Raw genomic sequence first — 14,560 nt, forward strand, 5'->3', positions numbered from 1 at the left:
AGCTCAGCACTGCTGGCTCTTGAATGCTGCTATCAGAGCCTGTCAGAGGCATGATGGCCAGCGTTGCGAAGCCTAACGGAAGTGGATTCTCGCATTATTGATATATATCAACTGCGAGTATTAGATTTTTGATTGCGAATATAAAGTGCCAACATTGTGAGGTATTGGCAAGTAACACTTTTGGCACATCTGGGTGCGGCTAATGAATACGAAAAAGCCCGATACCTTTCGGTGTCGGGCCAACTAATCATCGAGATAGGGTCTGCTCAGGACTCGAGCGGTGATTGCAATCTATGACGTTGTCACTTTCCAACCTGTCCCTTCAAGGGCTGGCTCTGCGTTTTCGGGTCCGCCTGCTTCAACTGCACCGGTTTGCGAATGCCGAGGAAGTAGACGAAGACCACCGTCAGTACGACGAAGAACAGGCTGTCCGGCGTGGTGATGAAGGTCATCGGGTTGCCGTTGGAGAGCGTCAGTGCGCGACGCAGGAATTCTTCCAGGTTCGGGCCGAGAATGAAGCCGAGCAGCAGCGTGATCACCGGATAATCATGTTTGCGCATCAGGTAGGCGACGATACCCAGCACCAGCGTCATCATCATCTGGAACACGGAGTAGGTGGCCACGAAGCTGCCGACCACGGCCAGCAATGCGATGGCGCCATAGAGCACGTCCTTGCGGATGGTGACGATGCGCAGGAAGTAGGGGCCCATCAGGTAGAGCGTGAGAGGAATCAGGATCAGCGCGCTAAACAGCAGCGAGGCCAGCATCGGCGCGATCAGCCCGGATTGCGAGGCCATCAGCTGCGGCCCCGGCTGGATGCCGTTGATCACCAGCACCCCCAGCACGATGGCCGTTACCGGGTCGCCCGGAATCCCGAAGGTCAGCATCGGCACCAGGGCACCGCCGCACACGGCATTGTTGGCGCTTTCGGCGGCGGCGATGCCTTGAGGGTTGCCCTTGCCGAAGCTCTCCGGCTTCTTCGAGGTGCGCACGGTTTCCACGTAGGCGAGAAAGCCGCCCATCGATCCGCCTGCGCCGGGCAGGGTGCCGACCATGTAGCCGATCAAGGTTGATTTCAGATAGCAGCCGATGCCGATCTCGCGAATGGCGCTCAGCGGTGGAATGAAATCACGCCGCTTGAGCTGTTGGCTGGCCTTGAGCTGCTGGCGGATGGCGGCGTCCTTCTTGCGGTTGCCGACCTGGATCAACAGCTCGCTGATGGCGAAGGTGCCGATGATGACCGGCATCAGATCGATCCCGGCGGTCAGCTCACTGATACCGAAGGTGAAGCGGGCCAGCGGTTGCATGGCGTCCAGCCCGACGGTCGCGAGCATCAGGCCCAGGCAGGCGGTGATGCCGGCCTTGCGGATGTTACCGCGTTGGGCGACCACGATCACGATCAGCGCGAAGGCGATCAGCGCGCACTTGCCCGTCGTCTTGACCAGCAGTGAGGCTTCGGCGATGAAGGGGGCCAGCACGATCAACAGCAGCGCGCCGAGGCTGCCGCCGATCATCGAGCCGAAGGAGGCATGGCCCAGCGCCAGCGCGCCTTCACCACGCTGCTGCATGGGATAGCCTTCCAGCGCTGTCATCATCGAGGACGGCGCGCCGGGAATATTGATGGTGGTGGCCGTGATGCTGCCGCCACACATGCCGGCCATGTAGATGCTGGCACATGCCATCAGGGCGGTGGTGACATCGAGGCTATAGGTCAGCGGCAGCAGCAGGGCGAGTGCCAGCGTCGCGGTCAGACCCGGGATGGCCGAGAAGATGGTGCCGATCACGAAGCCGGCGACCACGTAGAACAGGATGACGGGGTCTAGCAGCAGGGCGAAGCTCGAGAATACCTGGGCAATGAATTCCATGGGTCAGCTCCCGTTGCCCAGGCCGAGCGCAGACAGATCCAGCGCAGGGAGATGGACGTTGAACAGTTGCTCGAAGAGCCCATAGCCCAGCGCGGAAATGGCGCAGGCGATCACTGCCTTGCTGACCCACTTGTCACGCCCCGCGAACAGCAGCATCACGGCGAAGACATACAGCGCTGACGACAGCAGGTAACCCAGGTGCGAGAACGCCAGGATATAGAGCGCGGTCACCAGCATCAGGCGCAGCGCCGGCGAGAAGAGAGGCGAGCTTGCGTCGCTGTCCACGCTGGAGGCGTCATCGTTGGCGGTCTCGGTGCTGGTGGACTCAGCGCTGTCGGACTTGCTACTGCGGGAGTCGCGGCTCGCCCGTTGTTGGCTCACCAGCTGCGCCACGCAGAGCACGAGCGCGATGCTGCCGATCAAAACGGGGAAGAAGGAGGCCGTCAGGCGGCCATTGTCCAATGGCGGCGCCATCTGGAAGGCACTGATCAGATAGAGGGCGCTGATGGCGGTCATGGCCAGCGTCAGCGGTGTCGCCCCGCTGAGCAGCCAGTGACGCCGGACGGGAGGAGAGGCGGAAGGAGACATGACAGAATTCCCTGGCGGCGCCCGTGGCCGGGCGCCGCTTGACGATGGAAGTGAAGGAGGACGGGTAGACGTGGGATTGCAGCGGCACTCAGAGGTGCCGCCTGCCAGCGCGTCTACAGGCCGAGTTCATCCATGGCAGTGAAGGTCTTCTGTTGGTAGTCCTCGATCCAGGCGTTGACCTCATCGGCCCCCAGCCAGCTGGGCGTGACGCCCACCCCCGTGATCCACTTCTGGAATTCTGGTGTCTCGTAGGCGCTGTGGTAGGCGCTTTCCAGGGTGCTGACCACATCCTCCGGGGTGCCCTTGGGCACGGCCAGCACGATGAAGCTGCCGGTCTCGAGATTACCGCCCAGCTCGCTCATCGGCGGCACTTCAGGGTAGGCCGGGTTCTGCTCGGAGGAGAACTCGACGAGGCCGTGGGCATCGCCGGAATCCAGAATGCCGGAGAAGTCTCCCAGGCTCGAGATGGCGCCGTCGATCTCACCGGAGAGCAGGGCCTCGGCCTCGGCGGTGGAAGAGCCCGGGTAGGTGATGACATTGAATTCGACGCCCGCTGCCGCTTCCAGGCGGCGTACCGCCAGATAAGGGCCAGAGCCCTGCGGCGCGACGCCGATCCTCACGGTGCCGGGGTTTGCGCGTGCGGCCTCGATCAGTTGCTCATAATTCTCGTAACCGGACTGCCTGGAGACCACGATGGCATCCGCTTCCTTGGTGATGCGGGCGAAGGGGATCATCCGGTCCAGCGAATAGCCGGGCACCAGGTTGCCGCGGGGCAGGGTGATGATGCTGTCGTAGGTCAGTACGCCGACGGTATGGCCATCGGGACGCGCCTTGCTGAGCTGCATCAGGCCGGTGGCGGTGATGGCGCCGCCGATGTTCTCGACGTAGATCGATTTCGGCAGGTCCTGCTCGGCGAGGTTGCTGATCTTGCGACTGATGGCGTCGGCACCACCGCCGGCCGGCCATGGCACGATCAGGCGGATGTCACGCACGGGGTAGTCGGCCTGCACACCGCTGCTGACGAAGGGCGAGGCCGCCACCATGCCGGACAGGGCCAGCGGCGCGAGCAAGGCCAGCAGCGGACGACTGCGGCGCTTGCGGTCTGCGCGGGATTGCTGACTGGCATCAGAGCTGGCGTGAGGGATGGCCTGACGGCTGTTGAGAAGGCTATTCAGATGGCTATTGAGACGGCTGTTCAGACGGGTCATGGCATGACTCCAGTGTTGTTATGGTTGTGGTCACTCGAGGCGCATTGAGACAGGAGGGATGGCGGACGGCAGGTCGGCGTGGCCTGTCGTCCGTGGCCGCCGTGGACAAGACAGCGGCTGGCGAGCCGATTACTGCTTGGCGGCCATGTAGCGTTCGAATTCTGCACGCGCTTCGTCGGTCGGCGGATACAGGCCGATCACCGGCGTGCCGTTGCGAACCTTTTCCAGCACGTAATCCTCGAAATCTTCCATCTGGCTGGCTTCCTCGGCGATCTCGTCGGCCAGTTCCAGCGGCACGACCATGACACCATCGGCATCGCCGACCAGCACATCGCCCGGGAAGACCGGCACGCCACCGCAACCGATCGGCACCTGTAGTTCCACTGCGTGATGCTTGGTCAGGTTGGTCGGCGCGCTCGGCTTGGCGCAGAAGATCGGCAGGTTCATCTCGGCGGCCGCACCTGAATCACGAATGCCGGCATCGGAGACGAAGCCCGCGCACTGACGATACTCCAGACGCGTCAGCAGAATGCTGCCGGCGCTGGCGGCCGAGGCGTCCTGGCGGCAGTCAGAGACCATCACGTGACCGGCCGGCACGGTTTCCACCGCCAGGCGCTGCGGGTGCTTGGGGTCGCGGAAAGCGGCGACGGTATCGATGTCTTCCCGCGCCGGAATGTAACGCAGCGTGAAGGCCTGGCCCACCATCTGGGTGGTCCTGTTGTTCATCTGCACCACGTTCTGGATGAAGGTGTTCCGCAGGCCGCGCTTGAACAGCAGGGTGTGCAGGGAGGCGGTGGAGGCGCGCATCAAGCGCTCGCGGGTCACGGAGGAGAGCTCGGCGTAGCTGGGATGCTCTGTGGAGGTAATGGCAGTCATATGGCGTCCGTCGTCAGTATAGGTAAGGAGTCTCGGCTCTCGGCAACGTGCCTGGCCCAAGTGATAAGTCGACACGTGCGTCTGATGTGCTTTCGAGACTCACTATAGGGGGGAAGAGATGACTGATCAAACAAATATTGACAACTTTTGATGAGCAATAAGTCTAGTGTCGTGACCCGAAAAGCGCGTCTTGGTGGCCGCCAACAGGCATGTCACCACAGAGCAGTGACAGTTATTACGCAAAAAGGGTTTATGGAGAACTATTGGGTTTTTTCTTCAATATTCTGATTTAAAAAGATTTTTAGTGAGTCGTGAGCGTGATGGGTATCTGGTTGGCTTGGCATCTCGAGACGCGATCTAGCGTTGAGTCCATCTTCAGAGGGAAATGCACCGGGAGAGCCGCTCGCCGGCAGCGACATAGGTCGCATGGCAGCACCTGACACAAGTTGTCATATTTTGTCGGCAGGTGGCATTTGCCCCCCTTTGACCGTCAAGGAGATGACATGGAAGCGACATGGCGCTGGTTCGGTCCCGCGGACCCCATCACGCTCGAGGAAATTCGCCAGACCGGCGCGACAGGTATCGTGACGGCGCTGCATGAGATTCCCAACGGCGAGGTCTGGCCGCTGGAAGCCATTCGTGAGCGCAAGGCGCAGATCGAGGCGGCCGGGCTCAGGTGGTCAGTGGTCGAGAGCATTCCGGTGCATGAGAGCATCAAGCAGGCCGCGCCCGGCAGTGATCGCCATATCGCCAACTATCAGCAGTCGCTGCGCCACCTGGCGGAATGCGGGATCGGCACCGTGTGCTACAACTTCATGCCGGTGCTGGACTGGACGCGCACCGACCTCGCCTGGCAGCTTCCGGAGGGCGGCACGGCGTTGCGTTTTGATCAGGATGCCTTCGCGGCCTTTGATCTCTATCTGCTGGAGCGCCCCGGCGCCGAGCACGAATACAGCAGCGCAGAGCAGCAGGCCGCGCGCAGGCATCTGGCGTCGCTCGATGATGCCGGGCGCGAGAAGTTGATCCGCACCATCATCGCGGGCCTGCCGGGGGCGGAAGAAGGCTACACGCTGGCCCAGTTCCGAGCGGCGCTTGCGGCCTATGACGGTATCGATGCCGCGCGACTGCGCCAGCATCTGGCTACCTTTCTCAAGGCCATCGTGCCGGTGGCGGAAGAGGTCGGCATTCGACTGGCCATTCACCCTGATGATCCGCCGCGGCCGATGTTCGGGTTGCCGCGCGTGGTCTCGAGCATGGTGGATGCCGATTGGCTGCTGGGCGTCGTGCCCAGTCCCGCCAATGGCCTGACGTTCTGCACTGGCTCCTACGGGGCCAATCCGGAGATCGACCTGAGCATCATGGCGCGGCGCTTCGCTCCTCATATCCACTTTGCCCATCTGCGGGCCACCGGTCGTGACAGCGAGGACAAGCGCTCCTTCCATGAGGCTGAACATCTCGAGGGCGACCTGGACATGGTGGACATCATCAGCGTGCTGGTCGCGGAGGAGCGTCGCCGCCTGGTATCGGGCGGCGCGCCCTTGCCGATGCGCCCGGATCACGGCCACCACATTCTGGATGATGCCAGGCGCGAGACCCGCCCGGGGTATCCACTGTATGGGCGCATGAAGGGGCTGGCGGAAATCCGGGGATTGGAGATGGCGATCACACGGCTGGCGCCCCAGAGACTGGCCTGACGGCGAGTACGCAACCCAGCCACAAACGCAAACACGAGCGGCCACCCGCGGTCTTGAGACCGGGGTGGCCGTTCGTGTTTGCTGCAGGTCGCGATGTCTGCTGATTCAGGGCTAAGAGCCAAGAGTTCAGAACTCAGAGCTCAGAGCCAAGAGTTCAGACGACCGCAGGTTTCAGTCTTCGACGATGTCGAAATCACCATTGGTGCGCACGTAGAGCAGGGTCTCGCCGTCAGCGCCGGTGGTGATGTCATGGGTGATCTCGCCCTGAGAGCCGAAGTAGCTGCCGGTCGCCAGGCTCTGGCTGTCGTCCTTGCCTTCGGTCTCGTGGGTCAGGTCGCCCTTGATGACCACGGCGCGGAATTCGTCGGCGTGGCTTTTGATCTCGCCGGAGAAGTCGGCCGGCAGTTTCACCAGGCGGCCGCTCAGCTGGCCGACGTCCGGGTTGCCCCACAGGAAGGCGGTCTTCGGGCCTTGCTCGGCGTCGTCGCTGCCCGGCAGGTTGATCCAGCGGATGTCATTGGCATCCAGCCACACCATGTTGTTCTCTGCGACATTCAGCGGCTCTTCATCGTTGTGGAAGGCCTCGGATTCCGGCTGTACCAGGTAGGGCCCTTCATTGATCTCGATGTAGGCCATGTTGACCTTGTCTCTGGCCGCGGTGATGTGCGATTCCCCTGCCGGCTGGATCCAGAACGAGCCTGCGGGCAGCCACTGCTCATCGGCGTTCTTGTCATCGTTGTGGACCTCGCCCTGGATGACCACGCCACGGTAGGTGATGTTGTGGATGTGGGGCGGTGAGGAGAAGCCTTCGTTGAACTTCACCAGGAAGCCCGAAGCGCCATCCTTGGTGCGGTCGCCCCACAGGTCGCCGGCCGCCGGGCTCTGGTCACCGCGCAGCGGGTTCAGGTAGCCCCAGTCGATGTCGGACTGCTGGACGACTTCACTGGACGGCGTGAGCGTGGAGTGGTCATCGGCGTGGGCGGTCATGCTGGCGAAGGCGACCGAGAGGCCGAGAAGAGCAAGGGAGAAGGGACGTTTCATGGTGGCTGCCTGTCTGGTCATGGGAAGAAGGGGGACAATGCCGATGCGCTGGCAATCGACGCAGTGAATCTTGGAACGGGCAGGCGGCGGGATATAGCGGCAGATGGCGTAAAGACTTTCAATCAAAACATGATAATCGGCCGTTCATCTTGGGCGTGTTATCGGCGACAGGCCTCAAGGCGATACCATGACCTGTGGCGTGGCGCTCACCTTGAGGTGAGGAGGATTTCTCGACAGATCACGACGTTGGCGCGCTTTTGGCGCGGGTTAGTGCCGCTTGTGCGGCCCGGCCCGCTGGGGTGAGGCGGGCATAAATAGGCCGCAAGAGGGAGGCAGGGAGGTGTGCGAGGACGAGAAATTGGCAGCTCCGGACATCCCTAAAACAGTTTTCGGAATGTCCGGATAATGCGCCGGTTCAGACGAAGTCAGGGGCGATCAGGCGCGGAATGGTCAGCACGAATTCCGGGAACAGGATCATCAGCAGGATCACGGCCAGCATCACGCCCAGATACAGCATGGTGGTCGCCATGGCCTTGAGCAGAGGAATGCCGCCTATCTTGGCGGATATCATCAGGCACAGGCCGTAGGGCGGCGTGATCAGGCCCAGCCCCAGCGCCATCACGCCAATGACACCGAACTGCACGGGGTGCACGCCTGCCGACATCGCCAACGGATAGAAGATGGGCGCCATGATCGCCATCGCGGGCAGGGCATCCATGAAGGTGCCGATCACCAGCAGCACGATGGTCATCACGATCAACAGCACCGTCGGGTCGGTGATGCTGACGCCCGCCATCAGCTTGGGTGGAATCTGATAGAAGCTGATCAGATAGCCGAAGATGGCCGCGCCCACCAGGCTGAACAGCGACAGCGAGCACAGCCTGACGGTGTCGGTGGAAGCATTGAGCAACTTGGTGAGATCCAGCTCGCGATAGACCACGAAGCCCAGCGCCAGCGCATAGACCACCGCGATCACCGCGGCTTCGGTGGGCGTCACGATGCCCAGGGTGATCCCACCGATGATGACGATCGGAATTCCGGCGGCCAGCAGGCCATCCTTGCCGGAGCTGGCCAGCTCCTTGAGGGTGGCGCGCTTGCGCACCGGCACATCATAGCGGCGGACATAGCGGGTATTGAGCAGCAGCTGGGCCACGCCGATCATCACGCCGGGCAGGATACCGCCCAGAAACAGGCCGGCGATCGAGGTATTGGTCAGCGCGCCCCATACGATCATGTTGATCGACGGCGGGATGATGGTGCCCATCACGGAGGAGGCCGCGGTGACCGCGACGGCGAAGCTGACCGGATAGCCTTCGCGTTTCATGGCCGGAATCAGCACCGTGCCCACGCCGGCACTGTCGGCGGTGGAGGAGCCGGACACCCCGGCAAACAGCATGCTGACCAGCACATTGACGTGGGCCAGCGCGCCACGGAAGTGGCCGACCAGACGCATGCATAGCGTGATCAGCCGGTCGGTGATCCTGGCGGCATTCATCAGGTTGCCGGCCAGCAGGAACAGCGGCACGGCCAGCAGCACGAAGGAATCCATGCCGTTGTACATGCGCTGGAACATGATCCAGTAGGTCAGGCGCGGGTCGAGCAGAATCAGCGTCGTCGCCGTCAGCACCAGCGCCATGGCGATGGGGATGCCGATCACGATCAACACGCCCAGCACGCCGAACAGCAGCCAGGGCATCAGGTACAGCCAGTCCATTGGCATCATGACAGGGGCCTCCGATCAGTCGCGCCATGCGCATGGCTGGCGATGGCGGGAGACAGAACCGCTGCCGTCTCCTCGGGTATTGCCAGTTCTTCCGCCTCATTGGGCGTATTGAGCGCCTTCTCCATGGCCTGCATGCCGTGCAGCCAGGCATGCAGCAGCCGTTGCAGGCTGAACAGCACGATGAAGATGCCGCTGACGGTGAATACCGAGTAGACGTAGATCATCGACAGTCCCGAGGCCATGGCACTGCGGCGCAGACCGGAAAGGGCGAAGTCCTTGCCGTGCACGATGAACAGCACCCCCAGCAACAGGCAGGCGAGATCACGGATCCAGCGCGTGACGAGATCGGCACGGCTGCCACGCGCAAAGGCTTCCAGCACGAAGTGATCGGCGTGCAGTACCCCGACCGCGGTGCCCAGCATCACCATCCACTGGAAGGCGAAGCGACTGAATTCCTCGGTCCAGAACAGGCGCGGCAGGAAGGCCAGATTGCGACTGGCGATCTGATAGATGATGAAGACGATGAAGCTTGCCAGCAGCGCCAGCAAGACGAGATAGAGCAGACGTTCGAGCGTCCGGTTCAGGCGCGAAAGCCCTGAGAGCACAGGATGCATGGCACTGTCCTCAAGAAGAGTGCGAGGGGGGAGGAGCTCGACGCAAGGCGGCGAGATCATTCAAGCCAACCTGAAGGCGGGGCAGCCAGACGCTGCAGGGCTGCCCCCCAGGCGTGGCTTACTTGACCGCACGCACCTTGTCGTAGATTTCCTTGAGGCCCATCTCGGCGATCACTTCCTTGAGCGGCTCGGCCACGATGTCCTGCATGCGCTCACGGTCGATCTCATGCAGCTTGGCGCCCTGCTTCTCGAGCTCGGCGAGGGCGTCCGCGTCCTGTTCCAGCTGCACCTTGCGGGCATAGGCCGCCGCGTCATGGGCCGACTCCATCAGAGTCTTCTGCTGCTGCTCATCCAGGTTGTCCCAGGACATCTTGGACATGGTCAGCAGGCGCACGGTGATGTCGTGCTCGGACAGCGCGATGTTGGGCGCGACTTCGTGGAAGCGCATGCGCAGGGTCCATTCCGGCTCGTTGAGCAGGCCGTGGATCGCGCCCAGCTGGATGGCGGTGTAGATCTCCTTCCAGGCCACCACGCTCGGTTCGACCCCGAGTGCCTGCCAGGCGACGATCAGCGGCTTGGTCGGGTTGGTACGCAGCTTGAGGCCCTTGAGGTCATCGAGTGAGGTGACCTCGCGCGAGCTGACGATATGTCGCTTGCCGCCCCCGAAGTAGGCCAGCACCTTCACATCGGTCTCGTCACTGATCTTCTGGGCAATCTCCTGGCCGACATCGCCATCCAGTACCTTCTGCCAGTGATCGACATCGCGATACAGGAAAGGAATCGTGAAGACGTTGGCGGTGGGCGAGAAGTCGGTGATCAGCCCGGGGCTGACAATGGACATGTCCAGCGCGCCGGCCATCTGTTGCTCGAACATCTCGGTCTCATGGCCCAGCACCGAGTTGCCCATGATGGTCATGGTGATGTCGCCATCGGTCTTCTCGGCGAGCAGGTCTCGCAGGCGCTCGGCGCCGAGTTGATAGGCGGTATCTTCGGTGCCGGCGTGGCCGAAGCGCAGCTCCATCGCCTGGGCGCTGGCCGAGACACCGAGCGTGGCACCCAGCAGGGTGCCGGTGGTGGCCGCAATGGCCAGGCTCTTGCCTAGCCCTTTGCCCAGCCGGGATCCCAGGCGTGATGAGCGCTGGGAGGGAGAGGTGGGAATAGAGGTAGAAGTAGAAAGAGAGGTATTGGTTGGATTGATCCAATTCAGCATGATGGCGTTTTCCTTGGCGTTGTTTGTTGTTGTGCCTTGCATCTTCTGGTCTTGCAGTCTTGCAGTCTTGCAGTCTTGCAGTCTTGCAGTCTTGCGCTTGCCAGACCGACAGTCTCCAGACTGCCGGTCCATGCTCGGGGGCTGTGCGGCTTGTCGATGCTCTCCAGGCATGACTCGCCGTTCAGCTGAAGCTTGGTGTCAGTCCTGCGGTGGCGTCGCGACGCTGGCGTCGTCGGGACTCCCGCAGGAGCGGCGAATCTTGAGTTCCGGCGGCATGATGACGCTCTCTCGCTCGCCGCCGGGATTGGCGATCCGGCGCAAGGCCAGGCGCGCCGCCTGCTCCCCGATGGCGTAGGGATGCGTGGCGATACTGGTCAGGGGCGGGTCGCCCAGTTCGGCTTCCTCGACGTCATCGGTGCCGATCACGGCGCAGTCGCGGCCGGGCTCGAGCCCCATCTGGCGCAGCCCCAGCATGGCGCCGAAGGCTACCAGGTCGTTGTGGCAGACCACCGCCGTCGGGCGCGGGCTTTCCTGCATCAGACTCTTGATCAGTTCATGACCGACGCGTCGGGTCACGCCATTGCCGCGTACCAGGCGGCGATAGGCCAGGCCGTGGCGGTCCAGCGCAGCCTGATAGCCCAGCCAGCGGTCATGGCTGACCGAGTGATCCGCGCCGCCGATGAAGGCGATGCGCTGATGGCCCAGGCCGACGAGATGATTGACGGCCATCTCGGCCACGCGCCGGAAATCGGTGCCGGCGTAATCGAAGGGCGGCGCGTCCAGATAGCGCATCACCTGGATGCAGGGCATGCCCCAGTCGGCCAGTTGATGGATCAGGTTGGGGTCTGTGTGTTCGGCGGGGCACAGCAGCAGACCATCGACGCGATGTTCACGCATGCGCTCGATGAAGCGCTGCTGACGCTCGGGGGAATCCTCGCTGTTGGCGAGAAATGACACATAGCCTTCCTGATGCAGGGCGGCATCGATACCCGCGACCATGGAGCCGAAGAAGGGGTTGGCGATGTCATAGACCACCACGCCCAGGGTGGCGGTGCGGCTGCCACGCATGGCGGCGGCGCCACGGTTGTAGACATAGCCCAGCGCCTTGATGGAGGCCTGGACCTTCTCGCGGGTGCGCTTCGCCACCAGCGGGCTTTCGCGCAGCACCAGCGAGACCGTGCTGCGCGAGACCTTGGCGTGGGCCGCGATATCCTGGAGCGTGATGCTGCTCGAGGCGCCCTGGGTTGAATGGCCCTGAGTCGAATGGCTCTGTGATGAAGAGGCCTGCGATGACGGGTCGGCATCTTCCCGAGCAGGGGGTGGCGTGATGGGCGCTTTCATGGCGTCGTTCCTGGGCATTTTCTTGTTGTCATCCCAAGCCTGGGCTGGGGCGCTGGCGTTTTGGATTGTTCCAATTCCTTGTCGTCAGCATAGAGCAATCCCTCGGCTATCCCTTCAGCACTTTGGTCTGGCAGGCGGGCCCGTGCTAGCGGCGCGTCCAGTGGGCTTCATTGACCGCGCTCAAGGGGGATTCGCCTGCCAGCGCCAGCAGCAGGTTGTCCAGCGCACGCTGCGCCATGGCGCGCCGGGTCTCATGGGTCGCCGAGCCGATATGCGGCAGCGCCACGACCTGCGGCAGGCGCGTCAGCGGCGAGCTTGCCGGCAGCGGTTCCTGCTCGAAGACATCCAGCCCCGCCCCACGAATGCCGTCGCGCTCGAGACACTCGATCAAGGCGCCTTCATCGATGACGCGCCCGCGGGCGATGTTGATCAGAAAGGCGCTGGCGGGCATCAACTCCAGTTCGCGCTTGCCGATCAGGCGTTCGGTCTGCTCGCTGAGCGGGACGGTGACGCACACGAAGTCGCTGGTCTTGAGCAGTGAGTCCAGTTCGACACGGGTCGCGCCGAGTTCGCTTTCCAGCTCAGGCTTGGGGGAGGCGTTCGAGTACTGGATGCACATGTTGAAGCCGAGCGCGCCGCGCCGCGCGATCGCCGCGCCGATGCGTCCCATGCCGATCATGCCCAGTGTCTTGCCGTGCACATCCGTGCCGAAGTGGGACGGTGTGAGGCTCTCTGTCCATTGGCCATCGCGAACCTTGCAGGCCAGCTCCACCGCGCGCCGCGCCGTGGCCATGATCAACAGGAAGCCGGTGTCCGCCGTGGACTCGGTCAGCACATCCGGGGTATTGCACAACAGGATGCCGCGCGCGTTCATCGCCTCCAGCGGGTAGTTGTCATAGCCCACCGAGACCGAGCAGATCACGCGCAGGCTGGGGGCGGCGTCCAGCAGCGCTGACGTGATCACATGGCCTGAGCTGATCAGACCGTGGGCGTCATGCAGGGCATCGCGCAGCGCGTCTTCCCGTGCCTGTGCGGACAGGCCATCCGGCAACACCACGACATCATGATGCTCGCGCAGGGTGCTCATCTGGTCATCGTCGAGTGCCTTGAGCACCACGACCTTGCGGCGGGGCAGGGGGTTGGCCGCATCGCTGGCCATCTGGCTGGCACCCTGGGGCGAGTAGTGCTGTGCGTGCATGGAGGTCTCCTTGAGTACATGAGCGTTCGACAGGAACGGATCGACAGGCGCAGATCGCGGCTCAGGACACGAGACTGGCGGCCTCTCCGTTCTCGATCGCCGTGAGTGTCTGGCGATCCGGCAGACCTTCCATGTCACCGCGCACCTGCACCGCGCGACTGCCCAGCAGGTTGGCGCGCAGCATGGCAGCTTCAGGTGACAGTCCATCGAGCAAGGCGCTGATGGCGCCCACCGCAAAGGCATCGCCGGCACCGACGGTATCGACGACCTGGTCGACGCGCTGGCCGGGAACACTGAAGGCGGCTTCCTGGCCGCCGATCAGCCCACGGTAATAGCTGCCCTCGGGGCCGAGCTTGATGATGACGGCCTTGGCACCTTGTTCGAGGTAGTGGCCCGCGATGGCCTCGGGGGTCTTGTGGCCGGTCAGACGTTCGCCTTCCGCCAGTCCCGGCAGCACCCAGTCAGCGCGGCTTGCCAGCTGATTGAGGGTGTCGCGCATCTCACGCTCGCTCGACCACAGGGTGGGGCGCAGATTGGGGTCAAAGGAGATGCTGGCGCCTGAGGCGCGGGCCTGCTCGAAGAGGTGGAAGGACAGCTCGCGGCAGCTGGGGGAGATGGCCGGCGGAATGCCGGTGGCATGCAGGTGGCGCAGGGCGCTGAAATCGATGCCATCGGCATCGCGTGCATTCATGCGGCTGGCGGCGCTGCCCTGGCGGAAGTACTCCACGTGGGGGTCTTCGCCCTGACTGGCGCGCGCCTTGAACATCAGGCCGGTGGGCGCCTCGCTGTCCCGGGTCAGATGGCGGCAGTCCAGGCCATTGTCTTGCAGGGTCTGGCGCAGAAAGCACCCGAGACTGTCGTCACCCACGCGGCTCAGCCAGCCGACATGAAAGCCCAGGCGGGCGAGGCCGATGGCGACGTTGGTGTCGGCCCCGGCGATACGGCGCTCGTAATGTGAGACGTGCGCAAGATCTCCCTCGCTCTCGGCGACCAGCATGGCCATGGCTTCGCCAAAGGCGAGGATTTCCAGTGGCGAGGAAGAAGGGGAAGAGGTGGGCGTCGCAGACGCGCTGGCTTGCTCAGACATCATGGCGTGTCCTTTGTCTTGGAGACATTCCTTGTATTTGTCAGGCATGACGGCGCGGCTGGCGAAGCCGCGCCGTCATGGTAGTGCTGCACCGATAGTGCTGCGCCGTCTTGCT

General features: G+C 63.2%; 12 protein-coding genes. 1 reads left to right on the forward strand and 11 read right to left on the reverse strand.

What is annotated here, in order from left to right; all coding sequences use genetic code 11:
* Positions 1-302: 302 nt before the first annotated feature.
* The 4 genes from QD280_RS06555 to QD280_RS06570 all read right to left on the reverse strand — a co-directional run bounded on the left by QD280_RS06555 (position 303) and on the right by QD280_RS06570 (position 4,537).
* Complete coding sequence (locus QD280_RS06555) at positions 303-1,865, reverse strand: tripartite tricarboxylate transporter permease (RefSeq protein WP_279838696.1); 1,563 nt, start codon at positions 1,863-1,865, stop codon at positions 303-305.
* A gap of 3 nt (positions 1,866-1,868) precedes the next feature.
* Positions 1,869-2,453 carry a tripartite tricarboxylate transporter TctB family protein gene (locus tag QD280_RS06560; protein ID WP_279838697.1) on the reverse strand — a complete coding sequence of 195 codons (585 nt, stop codon included), beginning with the start codon at positions 2,451-2,453 and terminating at the stop codon, positions 1,869-1,871.
* Between the two features lie 113 nt (positions 2,454-2,566).
* Positions 2,567-3,661, reverse strand: coding sequence for a tripartite tricarboxylate transporter substrate binding protein (locus QD280_RS06565; RefSeq protein WP_279838698.1), 1,095 nt, complete (start codon positions 3,659-3,661; stop codon positions 2,567-2,569).
* A 129-nt stretch (positions 3,662-3,790) separates the two neighbouring features.
* Positions 3,791-4,537: a ribonuclease activity regulator RraA gene (locus tag QD280_RS06570; RefSeq protein WP_052384648.1), complete on the reverse strand. Its 747-nt coding sequence runs from the start codon at positions 4,535-4,537 to the stop codon at positions 3,791-3,793.
* 503 nt (positions 4,538-5,040) lie between these two features.
* Between QD280_RS06570 and uxuA the strand changes: the two genes are divergently transcribed.
* On the forward strand, positions 5,041-6,231 hold the full coding sequence (gene uxuA / locus QD280_RS06575) for a mannonate dehydratase (RefSeq protein WP_279838699.1): 1,191 nt from the start codon (positions 5,041-5,043) through the stop codon (positions 6,229-6,231).
* A 171-nt stretch (positions 6,232-6,402) separates the two neighbouring features.
* Here the strand turns inward: uxuA and QD280_RS06580 are convergent, their stop codons facing one another.
* The 7 genes from QD280_RS06580 to QD280_RS06610 form a co-directional block, all read right to left on the reverse strand.
* Complete coding sequence (locus tag QD280_RS06580; protein ID WP_248377646.1) at positions 6,403-7,272, reverse strand: DUF4437 domain-containing protein; 870 nt, start codon at positions 7,270-7,272, stop codon at positions 6,403-6,405.
* A 415-nt stretch (positions 7,273-7,687) separates the two neighbouring features.
* On the reverse strand, positions 7,688-8,995 hold the full coding sequence (locus QD280_RS06585) for a TRAP transporter large permease (protein WP_054557135.1): 1,308 nt from the start codon (positions 8,993-8,995) through the stop codon (positions 7,688-7,690).
* Positions 8,992-9,609 (reverse strand): TRAP transporter small permease, encoded by a 618-nt coding sequence (locus tag QD280_RS06590; RefSeq protein WP_192839303.1) that lies wholly within the window; start codon positions 9,607-9,609, stop codon positions 8,992-8,994. Before QD280_RS06590 ends, QD280_RS06585 begins: the two co-directional genes overlap by 4 nt.
* A gap of 118 nt (positions 9,610-9,727) precedes the next feature.
* A complete protein-coding gene (locus QD280_RS06595) occupies positions 9,728-10,819 on the reverse strand; it encodes a TRAP transporter substrate-binding protein (protein WP_279838700.1) in 1,092 nt (363 codons plus the stop codon).
* Positions 10,820-11,017: 198 nt separating this feature from the next.
* Positions 11,018-12,160, reverse strand: coding sequence for a LacI family DNA-binding transcriptional regulator (locus QD280_RS06600; RefSeq protein ID WP_192839300.1), 1,143 nt, complete (start codon positions 12,158-12,160; stop codon positions 11,018-11,020).
* Between the two features lie 145 nt (positions 12,161-12,305).
* Positions 12,306-13,358 (reverse strand): D-glycerate dehydrogenase, encoded by a 1,053-nt coding sequence (locus QD280_RS06605; RefSeq protein ID WP_279838701.1) that lies wholly within the window; start codon positions 13,356-13,358, stop codon positions 12,306-12,308.
* Positions 13,359-13,419: 61 nt separating this feature from the next.
* A complete protein-coding gene (locus tag QD280_RS06610; RefSeq protein ID WP_279838702.1) occupies positions 13,420-14,448 on the reverse strand; it encodes a sugar kinase in 1,029 nt (342 codons plus the stop codon).
* Positions 14,449-14,560 lie beyond the last annotated feature (112 nt).

This window comes from Cobetia sp. 1AS1 (assembly GCF_029846435.1).
In the GTDB taxonomy this organism is placed as follows: Bacteria; Pseudomonadota; Gammaproteobacteria; order Pseudomonadales; family Halomonadaceae; genus Cobetia; species Cobetia amphilecti.